At 63.2% G+C, this 21275-nt stretch carries 16 protein-coding genes and 1 tRNA gene; 2 read left to right on the top strand and 15 right to left on the bottom strand.

What is annotated here, in order from left to right; all coding sequences use genetic code 11:
* Nucleotides 1-130: 130 nt before the first annotated feature.
* Nucleotides 131-1159, top strand: coding sequence for a two-component regulator propeller domain-containing protein (locus tag E4631_RS01540; protein ID WP_133658336.1), 1029 nt, complete (start codon nucleotides 131-133; stop codon nucleotides 1157-1159).
* A gap of 52 nt (nucleotides 1160-1211) precedes the next feature.
* Here E4631_RS01540 and E4631_RS01535 read toward each other — a convergent pair whose 3' ends face one another.
* The 8 genes from E4631_RS01535 to atpD form a co-directional block, all read right to left on the bottom strand.
* Nucleotides 1212-2537, bottom strand: coding sequence for a leucine-rich repeat-containing protein kinase family protein (locus E4631_RS01535; protein WP_133658335.1), 1326 nt, complete (start codon nucleotides 2535-2537; stop codon nucleotides 1212-1214).
* 34 nt (nucleotides 2538-2571) lie between these two features.
* A complete protein-coding gene (locus E4631_RS01530) occupies nucleotides 2572-3321 on the bottom strand; it encodes a fatty acid desaturase (RefSeq protein WP_133658334.1) in 750 nt (249 codons plus the stop codon).
* Between the two features lie 155 nt (nucleotides 3322-3476).
* Nucleotides 3477-4157 carry a DUF4166 domain-containing protein gene (locus tag E4631_RS01525; RefSeq protein WP_133658333.1) on the bottom strand — a complete coding sequence of 227 codons (681 nt, stop codon included), beginning with the start codon at nucleotides 4155-4157 and terminating at the stop codon, nucleotides 3477-3479.
* A gap of 38 nt (nucleotides 4158-4195) precedes the next feature.
* Nucleotides 4196-5155 carry a DoxX-like family protein gene (locus E4631_RS01520; protein ID WP_133658332.1) on the bottom strand — a complete coding sequence of 320 codons (960 nt, stop codon included), beginning with the start codon at nucleotides 5153-5155 and terminating at the stop codon, nucleotides 4196-4198.
* A 167-nt stretch (nucleotides 5156-5322) separates the two neighbouring features.
* Entirely contained in the window at nucleotides 5323-6486 is a 1164-nt protein-coding gene (locus E4631_RS01515) for a PLP-dependent aspartate aminotransferase family protein (RefSeq protein WP_133658331.1), read from the bottom strand.
* A gap of 41 nt (nucleotides 6487-6527) precedes the next feature.
* On the bottom strand, nucleotides 6528-7652 hold the full coding sequence (locus tag E4631_RS01510) for an AI-2E family transporter (RefSeq protein WP_133658330.1): 1125 nt from the start codon (nucleotides 7650-7652) through the stop codon (nucleotides 6528-6530).
* 191 nt (nucleotides 7653-7843) lie between these two features.
* Entirely contained in the window at nucleotides 7844-8086 is a 243-nt protein-coding gene (gene atpC / locus E4631_RS01505) for an ATP synthase F1 subunit epsilon (protein ID WP_133658329.1), read from the bottom strand.
* Between the two features lie 138 nt (nucleotides 8087-8224).
* Nucleotides 8225-9727 (bottom strand): F0F1 ATP synthase subunit beta, encoded by a 1503-nt coding sequence (gene atpD, locus E4631_RS01500; protein WP_133658328.1) that lies wholly within the window; start codon nucleotides 9725-9727, stop codon nucleotides 8225-8227.
* Nucleotides 9728-9967: 240 nt separating this feature from the next.
* On the opposite strand from atpD, the gene E4631_RS01495 reads away from it, so the two are divergent.
* Nucleotides 9968-10040: transfer RNA gene (locus E4631_RS01495), tRNA-Gln, on the top strand.
* A 79-nt stretch (nucleotides 10041-10119) separates the two neighbouring features.
* Here E4631_RS01495 and E4631_RS01490 read toward each other — a convergent pair.
* The 7 genes from E4631_RS01490 to E4631_RS01460 all read right to left on the bottom strand — a co-directional run bounded on the left by E4631_RS01490 (nucleotide 10120) and on the right by E4631_RS01460 (nucleotide 21265).
* Nucleotides 10120-11412 carry a BNR repeat-containing protein gene (locus tag E4631_RS01490; RefSeq protein ID WP_205704188.1) on the bottom strand — a complete coding sequence of 431 codons (1293 nt, stop codon included), beginning with the start codon at nucleotides 11410-11412 and terminating at the stop codon, nucleotides 10120-10122.
* Between the two features lie 216 nt (nucleotides 11413-11628).
* On the bottom strand, nucleotides 11629-12453 hold the full coding sequence (locus E4631_RS01485) for a family 16 glycosylhydrolase (RefSeq protein WP_133658326.1): 825 nt from the start codon (nucleotides 12451-12453) through the stop codon (nucleotides 11629-11631).
* 12 nt (nucleotides 12454-12465) lie between these two features.
* A complete protein-coding gene (locus E4631_RS01480) occupies nucleotides 12466-13113 on the bottom strand; it encodes a hypothetical protein (RefSeq protein WP_135318577.1) in 648 nt (215 codons plus the stop codon).
* Nucleotides 13114-13297: 184 nt separating this feature from the next.
* Nucleotides 13298-16468: a glycoside hydrolase family 2 TIM barrel-domain containing protein gene (locus tag E4631_RS01475; RefSeq protein ID WP_133658324.1), complete on the bottom strand. Its 3171-nt coding sequence runs from the start codon at nucleotides 16466-16468 to the stop codon at nucleotides 13298-13300.
* 38 nt (nucleotides 16469-16506) lie between these two features.
* A complete protein-coding gene (locus E4631_RS01470) occupies nucleotides 16507-17535 on the bottom strand; it encodes a family 43 glycosylhydrolase (RefSeq protein WP_205704187.1) in 1029 nt (342 codons plus the stop codon).
* Between the two features lie 13 nt (nucleotides 17536-17548).
* Nucleotides 17549-19591, bottom strand: coding sequence for a DUF2264 domain-containing protein (locus E4631_RS01465; RefSeq protein ID WP_133658322.1), 2043 nt, complete (start codon nucleotides 19589-19591; stop codon nucleotides 17549-17551).
* Nucleotides 19592-19666: 75 nt separating this feature from the next.
* A complete protein-coding gene (locus tag E4631_RS01460; protein WP_133658321.1) occupies nucleotides 19667-21265 on the bottom strand; it encodes a RagB/SusD family nutrient uptake outer membrane protein in 1599 nt (532 codons plus the stop codon).
* Between the last annotated feature and the right edge of the window lie 10 nt (nucleotides 21266-21275).

Raw genomic sequence — 21275 nt, 5'->3', positions numbered from 1 at the left:
GCTGTTACGCGCTCATCAAGTCTTCATTACTAATCCAGGATTATCAACCTCATATTTAACCATATCGTAATCAGCACATTATTGACGCATTTTTACCTTTGCCGTAGTATTCATCCCGTTTCTGCGCCCTATGTTAAAGCCCCGCCTACCCCTGGTATTTTGCCTCACGTGGGGCGTGCTGCTGGCCCGGCTGCTGGGGCCTGGCGCGGGCTTGCTGGCCCGCCCCCGGCCGCCCTACCCCCTCGCGGGGCACGAGCAGCCGGTGGCGCTGCTGCACGCCGGCCAGGCCACGTTTATAGTAACTGAGCACAGCGTGTGGCAGCTGGAAAAAGGTAATTTTGTTCGTAAATACCAAAGCACTAGCCCAGTGCAATGTGCAGTGGCAGCCGATACAGTGCTGTGGCTGGGTACCCGGCAGGGGGTAGTAGCATTGGGCACGCGGCGCTTTCGGGCGCGGGCACTGCCACTGCCCACGGCCGAGCCGGCCGGCAACATCACGGCGCTGTTTCAGGACAAGCAGGGTGCGCTGTGGGTGGGGGCCAATGGCCAAGGCGTGTTTCGGCAGGGCACCGACGGCCAGCTGACGCAGGAGTTGCGCACGCCCGCCATCAACGCCGGGGCCGTGACGGCCGATAGCTCCGTCTGGATTGCCACCAACATTGGCCTCAGCCGCAAGCAGGGCGCGCAGTGGACGCGCTATAACGAGGAAGGCGTGGCCAACCACGAAATCCCCGACAATATTGTAAATAAGCTGCTGCCCGACAATGCCGGCAACCTCTGGGTTATCATGTCCGACGCCATTTCGGTGTTTGAAGGGCCGGGCCGCCACGAGCAGGAAGAGTTGCCCACGGTGAAGTTTCTGGGGCAGCCCGGCAACGAGGTTTTCAGCGTGGTGTACGTGCGGGGCGAGGGCCGGCTGTTTGCCACGGCTCAGGGCCTGCTGCTACTTCCTACCGAGCCCGCCGCCAGCTTTGCCCCCGCCGCCGGCACCGACCAAGTGGTGCCCAAGCAGCTACTGCGGCCCGTGCCTACCCCCGCCGGCCGGCCCATGCTCGCGCAGCTCGATGCCCAGCAGCGCCTCTGGCTGGTGAGCACCGACGCCGTGAGCGTGCTCACACCCAAGGAAGTGCACCAGTTGCTGCACGCCCCTACCCTCTAGGACTGTTAGGTTCTAGCGGTACCGCTAGGGCTTAGTAGCCCTACCCCCCGCTTTAGGCCAGCGCCAGCCAGTGGGCCAGCTCCGCCTCTATTTCGCTGAATAAGGGCCGGGCGGCCACCGTGGGTTGCGTGCAGCGCCGCTGCAAGTCGGCCAGAGCGGCCAGTGTGGCGGCGTCGCCGGCCGGGCTGTGAGCCAGCAATTCTTCAAGCAGGCAGCCAAAGGCGCAAGCTTCGAGGCGCTGCAAGCTGCGCGCGGCCGGGGCAGCAGTATCGAAGAAGCAAGCAGCACCAAAGTCGCCCAGCAGGGCATCGCCGGCCGGAGTAGCCAGAATGTTGTGGGCATATAAATCGCCGTGCAAAATGCCCTGCGCGTGCAAGTGCGCCGCCGCCGAGGCCATGCCGTGGGCCAGGCGCAGCGCCGCCGCCAGCGTGAAGGTGGTGCCGGGCGCGTACACGTCGCGGGTGCAGGTATCGAAGCTGGGCGGCCCGGCAAGGTTGCCATAGGCCGGGTCAATCAGCTCCAATACAAGCCCTTCGGCCCCGGCCGGATGCTGGCTGACTTTGCCTTCGACCGCAATCAGATTGGGGTGCTGGCCCGCGCCGATGCAGGCGGCCATCTCGCTGTGGGGCAGGCCGTCGCTCGTCACGGCTCCTTTGAAGAGCTTGACGGCCACTTCGGCAGCCGGCGCGGCGGGCCGCTGCCATCGCGCCCGGTAAATGACGCCCGAAGCGCCTTCGCCCAACTGCTGCTCCACGGCTAGCTCAGGCCAGCCAATGCTGCCGATGGGGTGGCGCGCCACCACGGCCGCCTCGGCATCGGCGCAAAACGGATTGGCGGCGTAGGCCAGCCAGGCCAGCCTGGGCATGGTGAGGAGCCAGGCGGGCAATTCTTCGAGCTGGTTGGCGGCGATGCGCAGCAGGCCCAGCTGCGTGCAGTGGGCCAGCTCGGTGGGCAGGTGCCGCAGCTGGTTGCCGGCCAGCAATAGCTTTTGCAGCTGCCCGCACCGGCCAATTTCGGGGGGTAGGGCTTCGAGCTGGTTATCAGTAAGGATGAGCCAGCGCAAATTGGGCGGCAACGCCGCAGCCGGCAGCGTGCGAATTTTATTGGCCTTGAAAGCTACCATGCGCAGCTGTGGGCACTGGCCCAGCACCTCGGGCACGAAGGTGAACTGATTATTAGCGCAAAACAGAATGCGTAGCCGATGCAGCCGGTGCAAGTCGGGGGGTAGGGACGAGAGCTGGTTGCCCGATAAATCGAGAATTTCGAGCGTATCGGCCAAGCCAAATATTTCCTCGGGAAATTCGGTGAGGCCGGCGGCCAGACTGAGCCGGCGCAGGCCCGCCAGCTTGCCGGCGCGCAGTTCTTCAAGCGTATGCATTGGGGCAAAGGTCGGCACGCCGGCCGCCGCGCGCCTAGTGGTGGTGATGTTCTTCTTCGGGCGGCGGGGGCAATTCGGCGGCGGCGCGGTAGAGCAGCGCGGTAGGCACGCGCGGGTAGTGGTGGTGCAGGTGATGAAAGGCAAACGAGGCCGTGATGGGCGTCCAGGCCTGGGCCAGCGCAGCGGCGGCGCGCGCGGCCGGGTTGCGCGACGACACGTGGTGCGGCACGTAGGATGCCCAGATAGGCATGGTGGCGCTCATAAAAAACGCCACGCCCCAGTACACCAGCCCCACCAGCGAGCCCGTGAGCCAGTACAGCCCCATGAAAGCCACCAGCAGCGCCAGCGTAAGGCCGGTTTCGAGCAGCTGCATGTGCCGGGTGTTGGGCGCGATGCGCAGCGACTCGCGCCGCAGCATGAGTGTGTGCCAGGGGCCCTGCCACAGCACCCGGCCGAAGCTCCAGGTGGCGGGTGCGCCCTCGGGGTCGGCCTCGGTGAGGCAGCGGCCGTGGTGGCGCAGGTGCGTCACTTGCAGGCCGTGGCCACTTTTCAGAATAAGCAAGCCGCTGAGCGTGAGCACGCGCTTATTAGCAGTTTTACTCAGGCCCAGCGAGTTGTGCATGGCGTCGTGCATCTGCACGAAGGCGGCCAGGCACATCACCACCGCCAGCGGCACGGCCAGCCACCACCAGCCGGCCAGCGCCAGCCCCACGTAGCCCGCCAGCAGCACCCAAGGCCGGGCCAGCTCGATGCGCCGCTGAGCCGGAGTAAGTTGAAGATTCATGGCTTATAGAATACTAGTTTAAAGGTGGTCATGCTGAGCTTGTCGAAGCATCTCTACCGCGTAAGTAATCTCTGGCGTTAGCAATTACTGGCGTGGTAGAGATGCTTCGACAAGCTCAGCATGACGGCCAATTAAATCCCTAAAACGCCCTACCCCTACTCCCGGCCTTCGTGGCGCACAGGCAGGGCGTAGGCCGGAATGGCTTCGGGTGCTACCTCGCGCCACGCGGGCTGGAAGGAGCCGTGGTAGCCAAACAGCTTGCCAAACAGCTTATTACGCACTTCCACCTGAATGCGGTAGCAGCCGGCCGCGTCGTCGTACCATTCCTCCACGTCGGCCAGGCCTGAGAGCAGCATCGGAAACTTGAAGTTGAACCGGCCCTCGTAGAAGCGCTGCTCACCCGAGCGCAGGCGCAGGCCGCCGCGCGCAGTCACGGCCAGGTCGATGTCCACGGCCAGGTGCTGGTGCGTGCCCAGGTAGTCCACGATGCGGTCGCGGGTGGCGCTGCGAATCATGGTGGCGTCGAAGCAGCGCACGTGCCGCGGGAAGGTGAAGCGCCGAATCCAGGTCACGGTTTCGCGGCCCAGGGGGTCGCGGTAGGCGTAGTTTTCGATGCGAAACGGTATGTTCTGGCCGGCATCCGGGAACATGATATTGCGCAGCAGCCCCACGCGCAAAAAGGGCTGCGTGTAAAACGGCCCGTGCCAGACTCGCTCCATTGTGCCCTCGCCCACAAAAGCGCGGTTGTCGTGGCTGCTAAAGGCCAGTCGCTCCTGAATACGCGGGTGCAGCTTCTGAAAGTCGGCACCCAACTGCTGTTGGTAGATGGAAGACATTGACAGTGAACAGTTAGCGGTGAACAACGAGCAATTTTTTAGGCTACCTGCGGGGCGGGGCGCGGAGGCGCTGCCACGCGCGCTGCGGTGGGCGGGCGACGCAGGCAGCGGGCGGCGCTGGGCAGCATATCTTCGGGAATGAGCAGGCGCACGGCGGCCATCGTCATCAGGGCGGCGTTCAGAGTGAGCGGGTTGAAGGGCGCCACGAATATGGCCGGCTGGCTGAACAGCGCGCCCGCGCCCAGCACCAGCAGCCCCACGAGGTGCAGCCAGTACACCGGCCGCAGCCGCCGCGGCGGCAGCAGCCAGAACAGCAGGCCAAACAAGATTTCGCCGACTCCTACCCCCTCCGCTACGCGGTGCGCCGCGGCGGCCGAAAAGCCCGCGCCCTGCAAGATGCCTAGCTCGCCGGTGTCGGGAAAAAGCAGCTTGGGTACCACGCCCTGATACATCCACACCGCGCCCAGCGTGGCCCGCGTGAGCCAGTCGGCCTGGGCCAGCCGGCGCGAAATGGCGGGGTGCTGCCCGGTTTCGAGCCACAGCCGCAGGCAGTCGAAGCTCCAGGCCGTGGCCCAGCCGATGAGCGGCCGGAATGCCAGCCTATCCAGCCATTGCCCTATCCCCCCGAAGCGGGTCTGATAATCATATTTCGTGAAGAACCGCAGGCCGTCGGCGGTGGGCACGTATTTCCAAAAACCGGCGCCCTCGCGGATAAGCGACACCCACTCATCGGACCAAAACTTGAGCACTGAGGTGCGTTCGCCATTCGTCTCGCGGGTGCCCAGGCTTTCGCCCCTGCCCGCCACGCCCAACCCGAAGCCAATGCGCGTGGCGTACAGAAACTGCTGCGGCGCAGCCTCCGAGGGCCGGGGCAGGTAAGTAATCTCGGTGAAGCGCAGGTCCCATTGCTGGTGCAGCTCGGGCTGCTGGGTGTGCTGCCACAAGGCCTCCAGCGGGCACCGGATGCGGGCTTCAACGTAGATGGGCGGGTTCTTCATAACGCGTGCGAAAGGTACCATTCGCGGGTTATAAAACCTACAAAATATGCTATTTATGCGAACTCCCCAATCGCTTTGGGCACAGCCGCCAGCCTACAAAGAACAGAGGGGGTAGGGCAGCCAACTCTGGCCTCCCTACCCCCTCCTTTTAATCGCAAGCGAAGTGCTTAATGGCTGCCTTCGCCCTCGCCCAGCGCGTGCTCTAAATCGACGAGCAAATCGGCTACTTCCTCGATGCCGACGCTCAGACGCAACACGCCCGGCGTGATGCCCAGCGTGGCGCGTTGGGCCGGTGTGAGGCCACGGTGCGAAGTGGCGGCCGGGTACGAGCACGACGACTGCACGCCCGCCAACGACGGAGCCAGCGGGAAAAGCTTGGTTTTCTGCACAAACGCATCGACGGCCGCCGCCGAATCGTCGGCCAGGCGCACGGACATCATGCCGCCGTAGAGGCCGCCCAGCAGCTGGTGCGCGGCCAGGTCGTGGCCGGGGTGGCTCTCCAGGCCGGGGTAAAATACCTGGGCCACGGCCGGGCTGTCGGCCAGGAAACGGGCCACGGTCAGCGCATTTTCGGAGTGCTGGCGCATGCGCAGGCGCAGGGTTTTGAGGCCGCGCACGGCCAGCCAGCTGTCGAGCGGGGCCAGCATGAGGCCGAAGTTAGTGGCCACCTGCCGCATACGCTTGGCAATGGCTGGGTCGCGGGCCACGACTACGCCGGCCGTCACATCGGAGTGGCCGGCCAGGTATTTGGTGGCCGAGTGCCACACCATGTCGGCGCCCCAGCTTAGCGGCTGCGTTAAAATCGGGGAGGTGAAGGAGCTGTCAATCAGCAGCAAAATACCTTGGGCCTGGCAAGCCTGGGCCAGGCGCGGGCCGTCGAGCACCACCAGCAGCGGGTTGCTAAGCACTTCGGCCAGCACCAGCTTGGTGTTGGGCTTGCGGTGGCGGGCCACGTCGTAGAGGTCGGCCAGTGGCACGTAGCTCGTTTCGATGCCCAGGCGGGTTAGCTCATTCGAAAGCAAAACTACTGAGCCGCCGTAGAGCTCGGCAGGGCACAGTACGTGGTCTCCGGCCTGGCAGGTAGCCAGCACGGCGGCCAGCAGCCCGGCCAGGCCCGCGCCGGTAGCTACACCGCCACCGGCCGCGCCTTCGAGCTTGACCACTTCGGCCACCAGCTCGTCGGAGTTCGGGTGTTCGGAGCGCGAGTAGCCGTACATGCCGCCGTGGTCGGGGGTAGTGTAGTAGGTTTCCAGCTCGGCCAGAGAGCCAAACTTGAAGACCGAGGTCTGGTAAATCGGGGTGACTTTGGGGTGAATTGAGGTCAGGTCCATATAGCAGGCGAAGGTAGCGTCGGGCCGGCGTTGGCCCACACTTACTGCGTGCGCCGCACTTCGCTGGCGGCCTCTTCCTGCCGGAGCTTAGCCTCCATATTACGCTCGGCTTTGGCTACTACGCCATCGGGCACCAAGTGGCGCAGGGCCACGTTTTCGCGGGCAAAAACCTGCATCAGCACAATGAGATAGGATAGCAGCAGCGGCCCGATAACCAGGCCCACAATGCCAAAAATGCCGACGCCCAGCGTGAGGCCCACCAGCGTTACCCAAGGGTGAATATCGCCCATATACTTGGCCAGCCAGATGCGCAGCAGGTTGTCGATGTTAACAATCACGATAACGCCCACTAGCAAAATGCCGAGGCCCTGGCCATTGTGCCCCTGCGCGAACTGGTAGATGGCCGCCGGCCCCCACACCAGCGGCGTGCCCAGCACCGGAATAAAGGCCATAAAAAAGGCCACTACCGTCCAGAACAAGGAATCCGGCACGTCGAATATCCAGAGGGTAACGCCCGTGAGGATGCCTTGCACCAGCGCCACGATGCCCTGGCCCAGCACATTAGCATTCACGTTGTTTTTCAGGGAGATGCTCAGCTCATCCATTGTCTTTTCGCGGAAGGGCAGGTAGCGCTTCAGCCCCAATAAGAAGGCCTCTTCCTGCATGAAGAGGTAGTAGAGCGTGAACAGCATGAGGCCCACAATAACGATGACGTTGAGCACGCTGCTGGCCAGCGTGGGTATCCACTGGCTTACGCGGGCGGCGCCTTGTTGCAGCAACTGGCGAACCTGGGTTTCCTGGGTCACCTGCATACCTACCTTGCGCTCCACGCTCTGCACGGCAGACAAAAGTTGCTCGGGGTGTTTGGCCAGCTCGGTTACGCGGTTGATAAGCAGCGACGACAGGGCGAAGAATGGAATCACCAGCACTACTATCGCAAACACCAGCAGCAGCACCGTTACGAAGGTGCGGTTCCAGCGGCGCTGGTGCACCAGGGCCGTGAACCACGGCCGCAGCACCACGTACAAAATGCCCGCACCCAAAAAGGCCGTCAGGTATTCCAAGAGCCCGAATAGGGCCAGCATTCCCAGCACTACCAGCGTAACGATGAGCAGCACAAAGCGCTGGCGGGGCGAATAAATATTGGCTTCAGTAGTATGCGGCATAGCGCGGCAGGCAGCAGGTGGAGGAATGAATATTGCCTGAACGAGATTTCGCCCCAAATGGCTGCTTCAAACGCGAAAATATTGAAGCGCGTGGGCCATTCCCTACCCCCCTGGCTATGCCCCAAGCCACCAAAAAAAGCGCCCGCGCCGACCGAAGTCAGCGCGGGCGCTTTTGCGTAATAGCTAGCGGGCTAAGCCGAAGCTGACTCTGCCAGTACAATCACTTGGTTGCGCAGCACCTCCACGATGCCGCCGCTGATGTGAAACGTACCGCCACCCGCGCCCGTCACCGTCACGTCGCCTTCGCGCAGGGCCGCGATGAGCGGCGCGTGGTTGTTGAGTACCTCAAACGAGCCATCGGTGCCCGGAAACCGCACCGCAGTTACTTCGCCCTCATATACTTTCCGGTCGGGGGTGATGATTTCTAAGTGCATTGATTTGAGTTTTGGGTTGAAAGAAAGAACGTCATGCTGAGCTTGTCGAAGCATCTCCACCGCGCCGCCAGGGTTAGTAACCCAATGATGCGGTAGAGATGCTTCGACAAGCTCAGCATGACGGTTCTGCCAGTTTTATTACTTGGCCTCCGCCATCAGGCGCTCACCCTTGGCTACGGCATCTTCGATGTTGCCGACCAGGTTGAAGGCCGACTCGGGCAGGTGGTCGTACTTGCCGTCGATGATTTCGTTGAAGCCGCGGATGGTATCCTTGATGTCAACGAGCACACCTTTGAGGCCGGTGAACTGCTCGGCTACGAAGAAGGGCTGCGACAGGAAGCGCTGCACGCGGCGGGCGCGGTTCACGGTCTGCTTGTCCTCTTCCGAAAGCTCGTCCATACCCAAGATGGCGATGATATCCTGCAGCTCCTTGTAGCGCTGCAGAATCTCCTTCACGCGCTGGGCGGTGTTGTAGTGCTCATCGCCCAGGATGGTGGCATCCAGAATGCGCGAGGTCGAGTCCAGCGGGTCAACGGCGGGGTAGATACCCAGCTCGGCGATTTTGCGGCTCAGTACCGTCGTAGCATCCAAGTGAGCAAAGGTGTTGGCCGGGGCCGGGTCGGTCAAGTCGTCGGCGGGCACGTACACAGCCTGCACCGAGGTAATCGAGCCGCGCTTGGTCGAGGTGATACGCTCCTGCATGGAGCCCATTTCGGTGGCCAGCGTGGGCTGGTAACCTACGGCCGACGGCATCCGGCCCAAGAGCGCCGATACCTCCGAACCCGCCTGCGTGAAGCGGAAGATGTTGTCGATGAAGAACAGGATGTCGCGGCCGGCACCGGTGCCGTCGCCATCGCGGAAGCTCTCGGCGATGGTGAGACCCGACAGGGCCACGCGGGCGCGGGCTCCGGGAGGCTCGTTCATCTGGCCAAACACGAGGGTAGCCTGCGACTTCTCCATCTCCACCATGTCCACTTTCGACAAGTCCCAGCCGCCCTCTTCCATCGAGTGCTTGAAGGCATCGCCGTAGCGGATGATGTTGGCCTCGATGAATTCGCGCAGCAGGTCGTTGCCCTCGCGGGTACGCTCGCCTACCCCCGCAAATACCGACAGACCCGAGTAGGCCTTGGCTACGTTGTTGATAAGCTCCTGAATGAGAACGGTTTTGCCCACGCCGGCACCGCCAAATAGACCAATCTTGCCGCCCTTTACATAGGGAGCAAGCAGGTCAATTACTTTGATGCCGGTGAAGAATACTTCCGACGAGGTAGCCAATTCCTCAAACGCCGGGGCGCTGCGGTGAATGGGCAGGCCGCCGGTGCTTTTGGGCTGCGGAATGCCGTCAATAGCCTGGCCGATAACGTTGAACAAGCGGCCTTTCACGCCGTCGCCGGTAGGCATCGTGATGGCCTGGCCCAGAGGGCGCACTTCGGCGCCGCGGGTCATGCCTTCGGTCGAGTCCATGGCGATGGTGCGCACCCGGTCTTCGCCCAAGTGCTGCTGGCATTCCAGCACAACCACTTGGCCGTTGTCTTTGGTCACTTCCATGGCATCGAAGATGTTGGGGAGGTCGCCTTCGCCCGCGAAGCTCACGTCCACCACGGGGCCGATAACCTGGGTGATTTTGCCCGAATTCGCCATTTGCTTGGGTTTTACTGGGTTTTACTAAGTTAATATCTTTTGAGGGTGCAAAAGTACGCCTCAAACCGGGCTTTTCAAAGCTGTAGCTAAGGTGAATCCGCCCCCTACCCCCACCCACCCCGCTGAGGCCAGATGGCCCCGGCCCAACACTTTTTTTAAAAAAATTTATTCCTCCTCTTGCCTCGTATCATTCTTTTAGTACCTTTGCAGCCCCGAACGGCACATCGCCCACCGGGAAATTGTCCGATGGTGTAACTGGCAACACGTCTGATTTTGATTCAGGAGAGTCCAGGTTCGAGCCCTGGTCGGACAACGACCGCCTCTAGAAGGCAACTAAATTAAAAAAGCCCCTTTCACAACTCGTTGAAAGGGGCTTTTTTGCGTTTAAAAACTCACTTGACTTTGGGAGCCGCCGGCTGCCAGTCGAGGATGGACACCGGCTGCGGTGGCACGGCCTCCAGGGTTTCGCCGTCGCCCTGGCCGGTGCGCTGCACGAAGAGGCTGAGGATGCCCGCCTGCTTCCAGCGCTCGGTGTCGTAGCTGGGTTCCCAGCTGCCGAGGGGGGTAGGGCTGAGGTCGCTCAGCTGCCAGGTATTCTTTTGCAAATCAGTGCATTGCGCTACCGAGGCGCGGTCCTGCCGCTCGCTGTCGCGGAAGAGCACGCACACCGTGCGCCGGCCGCGCTGCTCGCTCACCACCACCTGCGGGCGCGAAATGGGGATTTTTTTGGTGCCGGCGCCGCTCAGGCTAAAGGGGGTAGTGCGGTGCGTGACCTGGGCCGTTTGCCAGGCTTTATTACGCAAGTAAATAAGCTGGTACTGGGGCACTTGGGTACCGGCCGGCCGCCAGTAGGTGGCGATGTAGGGCTGGCCGGCCGCGTCGGCCGTGATGGAGGTCTGGTTTATCAGCTCGCTGCCCTGCGGGATGCGGGCGGCATACTCGGCGGTCTTTTCGGTGATGGGCAGGCGGTAGGGTTCGCCGGTACTTTTTTGCCAGGTCCTACCCCCGTCCAGGGAGCGCGCGTAGGCCATGTCGTGGTTGGAAGCCACGTCGGGCGACTCGCGCCATACCCACGACAGGTGGATGGTGCCCCGGGCGTCGAGGCAGGCCTGCCAGTAAGCGTTGCGCTGGCCCTCGCCGTCGATGAGCACCGTGTGCAGGCGCGTCCAGCGCTGGGTTTTGACCGAGTAGCGGTTCAGCACGAGGTTGCCGTTGCCCGAGCTACCGTCGCGGTACAGAAAGAGCAAGTCGCCGCCGGGGAAGCGGTGAAACTCAGGGTAGGTCACGTTTTGCTCCTGCTGGCCGGTCATGGGCTGCAGGGCGCCCATGGTGAGCGCACCGGGCGCGGTGCCGCGGCAGTAGCGCAGCGGGTTGCCGTGGTGGTCGAAGGACAGGTGCACGTAGCCCGCGCCATCCACCATGAGGCTAATGATGTTGTGGGCATCTTTCACATTACCCTGGTACTGCGTGCGTTGCACCTGCCACGGCCCGGCGGGCAGGCGGCGCTTGGCCAGCACCACGTAGCCCACCGAGTCGTAGTAGGCCGTGTACTGCGCCTGGCCCTGGGTCACGACCGAGTTTTTGCGGAAAACCGCGCCGTTCACGTTGTTTTTAGCCCAGCCCAGGCCCACCACGGGCGCTTGGGCCGTGGCCGGCAGGCCCCTACCCCCCAGCCAGAGCAGCAAGAGCCAGAGTGCATGTGAAATTGCTTTTTTAGGCATTATTCTACTGGTTATCAATTATCAGGAAGATGCTTTTCTTCTGATTAACACCGTCTGTCATGCTGACGAAGGAAGCATCTTATCAGGTTCGAACGAGTCATTCAGCGGTGATAGGATGCTTCCTTCGTCAGCATGACAGATGGTGTTAATCTGAAGTATGGTTATTGGTTAACCTTCACTTTAGTGCTGGTACACCCGCACGTAGTCAACCTCGAAGCGCGCGGGGAAGGTGGTGCCGGCGGGGTCGCCGCCATTATCGCCGCCCAAGGCCAGATTCAGCAGTACATAATGCGGCTGGCGGAAGGGATTGGTGCCGTCGGCGTTCACCGTTTTAGCTACGGCCACGGCGTTGAGCACGCGGCCATCGAGCAGCAGCTTGATGGAATCGGGCTCCCAGTCCATGCGCCAGACGTGGAATTTTTGGGCCCAAGCGGGGTCGTGGAAGGCGGCCAGGGGCTTTTTTACCGATTGCCAGTGCGGGGTATAGCGCTGGGCGGTGCCCCAGGCAAAATTGGCCAGCACCGTGCCGCGGTAGTATTCCATGATGTCGATTTCACCGCTGGCGGGCCACTCGCCGGCCGCGCCCAGCGTCCAGAACGCGGGCCAGCGGCCGGGGCGCACGTCGATTTTGGCGCGCATCTCGAAGCGGCCGTACTGCCACTGGTGCCGGCCCCGCGTTTGCAGGCTGGCCGAGGTGTAGCGAATGCTGTCGCGGCTGGCTTTCCAATCGGCGCTGCCGGGCTGGTAGCCGGGGTTGGGCCGGCGGGTGCGGCGGGCTTCTATCAGCAGCGAGCCGTGGGCGCAGGTGGCATTCTGGGGCTGGTACCACTGCAACTCGTGGTTGCGCACGAAGCCTTTTTCGAACGTCCAGTTTTGCGCGTTTGGAGACCCGGCGGTGTTAAACTCATCTGCCCACACCAGCCGCCAGGGCCGCGCCGGGGCATGGGCCGCCGGGACGTTAGCCGGCAGCGCGAGCAGCAACCAAATGGGAAGTAGGGTAAGCATTATAGCAAAAGTTTACCGGCCCGCTACCCCCCGGATGTAGATGGAGCCGGGCGGCAGCGGCGTAGGCCTGTAGGGCACGAGGCGGATGTTCACAACAATCTCAGCGTCATGATGAAGTACATCGAACCCCGCAATAGCTTGGGTAGCCACCCGCAGCGAAGCACTCTCAATGGGCAGGCCATTTAGCTGAAAGATAACCGGCCCGGTTAGCTTCAGCTGCCGCTGAATGCGGGTCAGCGACTTGGTGCGCAGCCTATGCTTCGCGCCCGGTTTGAGGGTGATGCTTAAGATGCCGTGCGCCGCCAAGCTACGCCACGGCGCGGGCGTGCTTGCCGCCGTTTTATAGATGTCGACTTTAGCTATATCCTGTGGCGTAAGCTTACTTAGTCCATTCGGGCCCAAGATAATATGAGCATCAAGCAAGTAAACGGGCTCTGGCAAGACCGGCCGCGTGGCGGTCGCGGCGGGGGTGACCGGGGCGGTAGGCGAAACGGCTACTCCCGTTTTTGCTGCCTCTCCCAGCCCAGCCGGCAGCACTGACTGCAGCACGGGGGGTAGGGGCATGAGCGGCGCTACGGCGGCGCGCTGCGCCCAGCTTGGCAGCCCGGCCAGGCAGCCGGCCGTAATCAGCAGCAGCATTATAAACTGACTTGCACGCATAAAATTCTTATTTTAAGGATTTTATAATAATCCAGTTATGCTGAGCGTCAAAACCTACCCGTCTGTCATCCTCATCTGGCGTCCGCTTGCGAAGGACCTTGTTACGCCCAAACGACTCGTTCGCTGAGTATTAGGTCCTTCACAAGCGGACGCCAGATGAGGATGACAGATGGCGGGATTCTATTTACGGCTGCGGCTTCTTTTCATCAACCAACCGCAAGGTATAGCTATACGAATACTGCTTGGCCAGCAGGCGGTATTGCTCGTGGGGCAGGGCGCCCCAGCTGTTGTCGCCGCCCACGCCGCGCTGAGCCAGGTCCACGCTCAGGTACACGCGGTCGGCGTGGTGGCGCACGTCGCTGGTGTGCTGCTGCTTCTTGGTGAGACCGGGGTCCAGCTCCTCGGTGGATACGTCAAGAGCGCTGAAGCTCAGTGGCTGAGCGCCTTCTACGCGCAGGCCGCGGCCGGTGGGGGTAGTGAGCGTGAGCCAGCGCGTATCGGTGTGGTAGCCACCCTCCTGGGGCCGGATGTAGTTATTAATGAACTGGTGGCGCACGGTGTCGCGGTACTGGCCCAGGAAAGCGGCCGAATGGCGGTCGCTGTAGTTTTCCCAAGGGCCGCGGCCGTAGTAGCCCAGCTGGTCGAAGCGGCCGGGCAGCTCCAGGCGCATGCCGAAGCGGGGCAGCTCGGGCAGGTCTTTGCCGCGCATGTCGAGGGCGGCCGTCACCTGCACCGCGCCGTCGGGGGCGATGAGGTAGCTCACGGTGTAGGGCACGCCGAGGCTGGTGAGCAGGTACTCGACCGTGATGGGCAGGCCGGCAGCCGACTGCTCGCCCACCGTCACGCGCTGCACTTGGCGCTGGGCGTGGGCCGTGCGCCAGGCGCCCAGCCGCTGCGGCATCTGGTTACCGAAGTCATTGTCAGTGGGCGCGCGCCAGAAGTACGGCTCCGGGTACTGGCTGATAACCTGCTCGTTGCGCAGGTGGTAGTTACTGAGCCGGCCTTGCTTGGTGTCAAACTCGCCGCTCACCTCGCCGGCCACGAAGGTCAGCTTATCGCCGGTGCGCTGCACTTGCAGGCCGCCGGCGGGGGTAGGCGCCGCGGCGAAATACGCCGGGCCGGGCGTGAGCACAAACTGCTCGCGGGCCACCTCGTGGCCGGCCGGCAGCAGCGGCGCGGCCGCTTTGGTGCGGGCCACTACGTTGAGCACGTACTCGGTGCCGTTGGCGGCCGGCAGGGGGGGTAGGGCCAGCTTCACCTCGCGCTGCTGGCGCGCCGGTAGGTGGGCCACCGCGAAGGTGCCGCTGCGCAGAGGCACGCCGTTTTTCAACACTTCCCACTGGAACGTGTAGTTGTCCAGGTTATTAAACGAGAAGCCGTTGAGCACCGTGAGGCGGCCGCTGGCGGGCTGGGCGGCGCTGAAGCGGATATCCTGGTACACTTTCTTCACCTCCAGCAGGCCGGGGTGCGGGGTGCGGTCGGCGGCCACCAGGCCGTTGGCGCAGAAGTTCTCGTCGTTTTGGAGCTGGTAGCCACCGAGGTCGCCGCCGTAGGCAAAGTAGGGCGCGCCGTAGTTGGAGGCCAGCAGGCCCTGGTCGACCCAATCCCAGATGAAGCCGCCCTGCATGTGCGGGCTGCTGCGGATGATGTCCCAGTATTCCTGGAAGTTACCGTTGCTGTTGCCCATCGCGTGCGAGTATTCACACATGATGTAAGGCCGCTTCTGACTGGCATCGTCGGCGTATTTTTTCATCGAATTTACGCCCGGATACATCGGGCACACGATGTCGGTGTCCACGTCTTCGCCGGCCTGCTCAAACTGCACCGGGCGGCTGGGGTCGCGCTGCTTGAGCCAGGTATAGGCCTCGTGAAACACCGGCCCGTTGCCGCACTCGTTGCCCATGCTCCAAATGATGACCGCCGGGTGGTTCTTGTCGCGCTCCAGCAAGCGGTGGATGCGGTCGAGGTGGGCCGGCGCCCACTGCGGCAGGTAGGCCGGGTGCTTGCTTTTGTCGAAGCTGCCCTGCAGCTCGGCGCCCATGCCGTGGGTTTCGATGTTGGCCTCGTCCACGAGGTAGAAGCCCAGCTCGTCGCAGAGGCGCAGCCAGCGCTCATCATCGGGGTAGTGGCTGCTGCGCACGGCGTTGATGTTGTGCTGCTTCATCAGGGTGAGGTCCTGGCGCATGCCGGCTTCGGTGACCACGCGGCCGGTGGTAGGCTCCAGTTCGTGGCGGTTCACGCCGTGTACCTCCACCGGCACGCCGTTTATCAAGAGTTGGGCGTTTTTGATTTCGACCTGCCGGAAGCCCAGCGCGCAGCCCGTAATGGCCAGCGGCTGGCCCTGGCCGTCGGCCAGCGTGAGGCGGCACTGGTACAGGTTGGGCTGCTCGGCGCTCCACGGCCGCACGTTTTTGAGGGTGCCGGCGAGGTGCACCGTCTGGGTGCCGGCGGGGGGTAGGGCGGCCACGGCCTGCTGCTGGCGCAGCACGGTTTTGCCAGTGGCATCCAGGATTTCAACCGTGAGGCGGCCCGCCGCGCCGGCCGTGGGCGCGAAGTTGCGCATCGTCACGTCGGTGGCAAACTGGCCGTTTTTGTAGCTCGCATCGAGGCCAGCGTGGGCAAAAAAGTCCCAGATGGTTTGCTTGGGCAGGCTGGTGAGGTACACGTCGCGGTCGAGGCCCGAGAGGCGCCAGAAGTCCTGGTCTTCGAGGTAGCTACCATCATGCCAGCGTGTTACCTGCACGGCCAGCGTGTTCTGGCCGGGCTTTAAATAAGAAGTAATGTCAAACTCGGCCGGCGACTTGGCCACTTTGCTCATGCCCACGCGCTGGCCATTCACAAACACCACCGCGTAGCCCGAGATGGAGCCAAACGTGAGCAGCACCTCGCGCCCCGCCCAGCCCGCCGGCACCGTGAAGCTGCGCCGGTAGCTGCCCACCGGGTTGTCGCGCCCATCAATAAAGGGCGGGTTTTTGGGAAATGGGTACGTGACGTTGGTGTAAATCGGCACCCCAAAGCCCTGGATTTCCCAGTTCGACGGCACCGCGATGCTGGCCCAGGCGGCATCGTCAAACTCGGGCCGGGCAAAGTCCTGGGGCTTGTCGGCGGGCCGGGGCACGTAGTTGAATTTCCAGCGGCCGTTCAGGCTCTGGTGGTAGGGCGAGCGGGCGTAGTCGTTGGCGGCCACGTCGGCGGGCTGCCCATACACCATAAAGCTGGCGCGGGGCGCCTCCTTATGCTGCTCCACGATTAGGGGGTTTTCCCACTCGTTGGGGGGGGTAGGCGCCTGGGCGGTGGCCCGGCCGGCGCCGGCCAGCAGCAGGGCGGCCAGGAAAAAGCGAACAGATTGTATCATGCTACGGAAAAGGAACGAAAGACCAGGAGCGGGTTGCCTTAGCGGCGGGGTGCCCTATCCCCCTGGCGCGGCACTACGGTCGCCGGCATTTTCTCAAAAACGTTGACGGGCAAAATGTTGCCCTGCGCATCGAAGCGCATGGGCGAAAGGCAGGTTTCGCGGTTGTAGCCGGTGCCGCCGGGAATGCGGAAGCGGTGGTAGGCGATAGCCCACTGGTTGGTGCCCGGCACCTGCGCCACCGAGTGGTGGCCGGCGCCCTGCACCACGCCGCGGCCATGCAGCACGGGCGGGCCGCTGGCTTTCACCCAGGGGCCCAGCGGCGAGCGGGCCGTGGCGTAGGCCACCGAGTAGCGCGGGTCGCGGGTGTCGTACTCGCTCCACATGAGGTAGTATTTGCCCTGGCGCTTGAACACGAACGGGCCCTCGTTGTAGCCCACGGGCTTAAACTCGACCACGGCGGCGGGGTCGTAGCTCGTCAGGTCGGGGTTCAGCTTCACCACGTGGCACTGGCCCTGGCCCCAATAGAGGTAGGCGCTGCCGTCGTCATCGACCAGCACCATCGGGTCGATGGCCTGGCCGTGGTAGGCATCCTTGGCCACCAGCGGCTTGCCAAGGGGGTCTTTAAACGGCCCGAGGGGGGTGGGGCCCACCGCCACACCCACGCTTTGGGCCGCCGAGTAGTAGAAGTAATACTTGCCATTCTTGGTGGCCATGGCCGGGGCCCAGGCGTTGCGGTTGGCCCAGGTCAGGTCGCGCGGCAGGTCTAGTATCACGCCCTCATTCTTCCACGTCACCAGGTCTTTCGACGACCACGCCGTGAACGACTTGGCGCCCCAGCCCTCGATACCATCGGTGGTGGGGTATAGGTAAAATGTATTGCCAAACGCCGCCAGGTGCGGGTCGGCGGTGGGGCCGGGCAGGGCCGGCGGCGGGGCGTGCAGGGAATCGGCTGGGGGCGAGGTTTGGGCGTGGGCGGCGGGGCCGGCGAAGGCCAACAGTAGCGCTAACGGCACCATGCGGCCAACTCCACCCCCGATAACCGCTTGCTTTTCAAAAAATCTACACATAGCATTTACTCGGCTAATACGCAATTTCCCGGCGGCTGCCATCGGCCAGCGTCACCGTGGCGCCGCCGTTGGCGGCGGCCACTTTTTGCACCGGCAGCAGCTCGGCATCGGTCCACTTCTCACCCGATTTTTTCCAGAGCAGCAGCGTGGCATAGAGTGCGGGGCGGGGGGTAGGAGCCGTGGTGCCCACCGCATTTAGCACCGCGCTTTTGCTAGCAGACGGGTGCAGGCCGGTGGCCTCCACCACTTCCACTTTTTGCCAGCCGCTGAGCGGCACCAGCGCCAATTGGTAGGTACCGTTGTCGAGGAGGTGCACTTCGTGGCCCTTCACCCGGCGGGTGCTGCGCTTTATCGGCCCTGCCAGCTGGGGTAGGGCGTAGTGGCCCAGGCGCAGGGCGGTGGCGGTGGTGCTGGCATTTTGGTCCACGCGCAGGATGCCGTTGGGCAGGGGCATTTCGGCCAGCTGTAGTTTGAGGGTGGACGTGCTTTCGGGCGTGGCGTCGCGGTAGTACACGCCGTTTTCGTACTTTTTGAAGGTGTAGAAGCGCAGGGCTTCCCACGTATCGTCCTTGGTTTTGAACACGTAGCTCATGGCTACCTCGCCGTGGGGGCCGTCGGCCTGCCACGGGAAGGCGGTGTTGTAGCTCAGGCGGTTGTAGTTCTCGTTGCCGCGGTTGCCGTCGCTGGCGGGCTGGCGGGGCGCGTCGCGCAGCTCGGCCGCGCCGCTGTTGGGGTAGTCGGTGACGAGGATATTCGGCCCCGCCTCAAACTTGTTGGCTACCGTGCCGGGCTTGAACTCGCTGGCCCAGGGCCCTTCGTTTTCGGTGGCCGTCCAGAACGGGTTATCGGCTGGCACCAGCAAACCCAGAAACGCCTTGGCCATCCAGAACACGCTGCCCCGGCAGCTATACGCCTGCACGGCCGGGTCAAACGGCCCGTAGAAGCCCAGCGTCGGAATGTTATCCTGCAAAAAATCAGGGTTTTGCAAAAACTGCAAGAGTGCCCCCGAGGCAATGCGCCGCATCCAACCAAAGTTGGTGCCGGGCACGGTGGGCGCCAGCCCCATCAGCGGAAACGGCACCACCGCCGCAAAGCGGTACGTGATGCTGCGGCCCCACATGAGCATATTGCCATCGCGCCCAAACTGGTAGGGGTAGTTATCCTTCAGCAGGGCGAAATTCTCAGCCAGCTGGGCCGCCACCTGGGGGTAGTGCGCCTGCCCATAGTAGTGGCTCCAGAGCCGGCCATACATCTGAAAGGCCCACATGCTGTAGTAGTCGAAGGTGGGCGCATCGTCGTACCAGCCCGCGCCTTTGTAGTGCGTCAGCTGCTTTTGCAGGTACTCTTCCAGCAGCTTTTCATTCACCGCGTAGCCCCGGCTTTGGTAAAAGCTGAGGATGAAGATGTTGAAGTAGCGCCAGTTTTGGGGCACGGTGGGGCCGTCGCCGTAGCTGAGCATGGTTGCGGCCAGCTTGTCCTTCGTTTCTTTAGGCAGCGGGTCCCAGAGGATTTCGGGGGCCGCAAACAGCGCCACGCTCAGCCCGCCAAACTCCACCAGGTTCTGGCTGGGGCCACCGGTGGCGGCGCGGGGCTGGATGAACGAGGGGCTGGCCGGGTCCACGAGCAGCGCCAGCTGGTGGCGGTAGTAGTCGCCCACTTTCACGCCGTTCAGCACCAGGCCAGGGTTTTCCTTGAGCAGCGGCGCGGCCATAAACAGCGTGCGGCACAGGCCCTCCAGCTTCTCGGTGGGCACCTGGCTCGCGGAGCGGGGGTAGCTTTTGCCCGGCTGCTTTGGAAACTGCATCGGGTCGTCCAGCGTCCGCACGTAGCTGAACGCGCCGCCGAGCAGGTACTGCGCCGCCTGCTGCCAGTGCGCGCGCGTCATGCCCGTGAAAGGGCTTAACTGGTGGTCCGGGTTCTGCACCGCAAAGGGCGGCAGCTTGGTAGCGGCCGGGGCCACGTGGGTGTCGAAGAAGGGGGGTAGGGCCGGCTGCGCGGCCATCCGCTTCCCTACCCCCACGGCCAGAGCCCAAGCCAGGATAATGGTCTGTTTCATACTGGATATAAAAAACCAAAGGGCCGAAGTCTGTCTCCCACGACAGGCCCCGGCCCAGTTAGCTACAGCAAGGGGTTAGTAGCCAGGATTTTGAGCTAAGACGCCATTAGTATTGCGGTCAATTTCCGACTGCGGAACGGGCAGCAGGCTGTTTTTGGCAGTCAGGCCCGTGATGGACGCCCCGTTCAGGCGGGTAGCCCGGTCTACCAAGGTGCCCGTGCGCATCAGCGTGAGGCGGCGCTGCTCCTCCCCTATCAGCTCACGAGCGCGCTCATCGAGGATAAAGTTGAGCGTTATCTGGCTGGCGGTTACCTGCGCGGCTTTGGCGCGGGTGCGCAGCACGTTGATGCTGGCCGCCGCCCCGGTGGTGTTGCCCTGGCCTAGCTGCGCCTCGGCCAGCAGCAGGTAGGTTTCGCCCAGGCGCATAATGGGCAGGTCCTTCACGGTGGCGTAGCCGAAGGCATCGGCCGGGTTATACTGGTTCCACTTGGTGGTGTAGGGCGTGATGTTGTACACCGTATCGACGCCCTTGAGGCCGGTTACGCGCTTGCCAAACAGGGCCGTCTGCGAGGCGTCGTTGTAATAAAAGCGGCGCTTGAGGTTGTACTTCGAGTCGCGCATGTCGGCGTTCTCATTGGCCGGGTACAGCTGGTAGTCTACCCAGTTGCTGAGGCGCAGGCGGCCGATGCCGCGCCCGCCCAACGAGTCGGCGATAAGCATGCCTTTGATGTTGTAGTAGGCGGGCACCCACACGCGCCGCTGCTGGCCGCTGCTGCCCACGCCACCCGGCACGTTCAGTTGCTGCTCAATGCCCCAGATAATCTCGGTGTTGCCCTGACTGCGGCGCTGGTTGCCCACAATAAACATATCAGCGAAATAGTCGCCGGGCGAGCCAGCGTTTACGCCGTAGCGGGCCGAAATCAGTTTGTAGACAGTGCTGCTGATAAGTGCCTGTAGCACCGGCTCGGCCTTGGCGGGCTGCTTCATGCGCAGGTACACCTGGCCCAGCAGGTGCTGCGCCGCCCCGCGCGTGATGCGGCCCGACTGCGCCGCCGCAAACTGGCTGGCCGTTAGCAGGTTGGGAATGGCTGCTGTCAAATCACTCACTATAAAGTCATTGACCGTGCCGATGGGAGTCCGGGTAAAGTCGGTGCGCGGCGCGGTCAGCGGCTGGTCTATCAGCGGCACGTCGCCGTAAAGGGTCGCCAGCAGGTCATAGGCGTAGGCCCGGAAGAAGCGGGCCTCGGCCGCAATCCGGTTTTTGTAGCCCTGGCGCAGGGTAGCCGGCGCCGCGGCCGCCGCCGAGATGATGATGTTCGAGTTGTTGATAATGCGGTAGGCCTGGCCCCAGAAGTAGCTGGCCCCGTTGTCTTGCGAGCTGAGCTGCGCGTAGTTATAGTAGGGCACCTCAATGCCCTGCGTTTGGCCCGGCGAGGCCACGTCGGTGCCCAGCTGCATGATGCTCACCATGCCTTGGTTGTCGGAGTTGGTGTACAGGTCGCGCACCACGTTTTGCAGGCCGGCCATCTCGGCCTCAAAGCCCAGCGAGTCTACCAGCGCCGTCTGCGGGGTGTAGAGCGAAGGAGGGTTTTCGTCCAGGTAGTCCTTTTTGCAGGAGCTGGTCAGCTGCGCCGCGCCCAGCAGGCCTAGCGCAGCCACTATCAATCGTTTCATATCCAAGAAG

The organism is Hymenobacter sp. UV11 (assembly GCF_004684095.1).
Classification (GTDB): Bacteria; Bacteroidota; Bacteroidia; order Cytophagales; family Hymenobacteraceae; genus Hymenobacter.
This window is presented reverse-complemented; position numbering and strand designations above follow the sequence as displayed.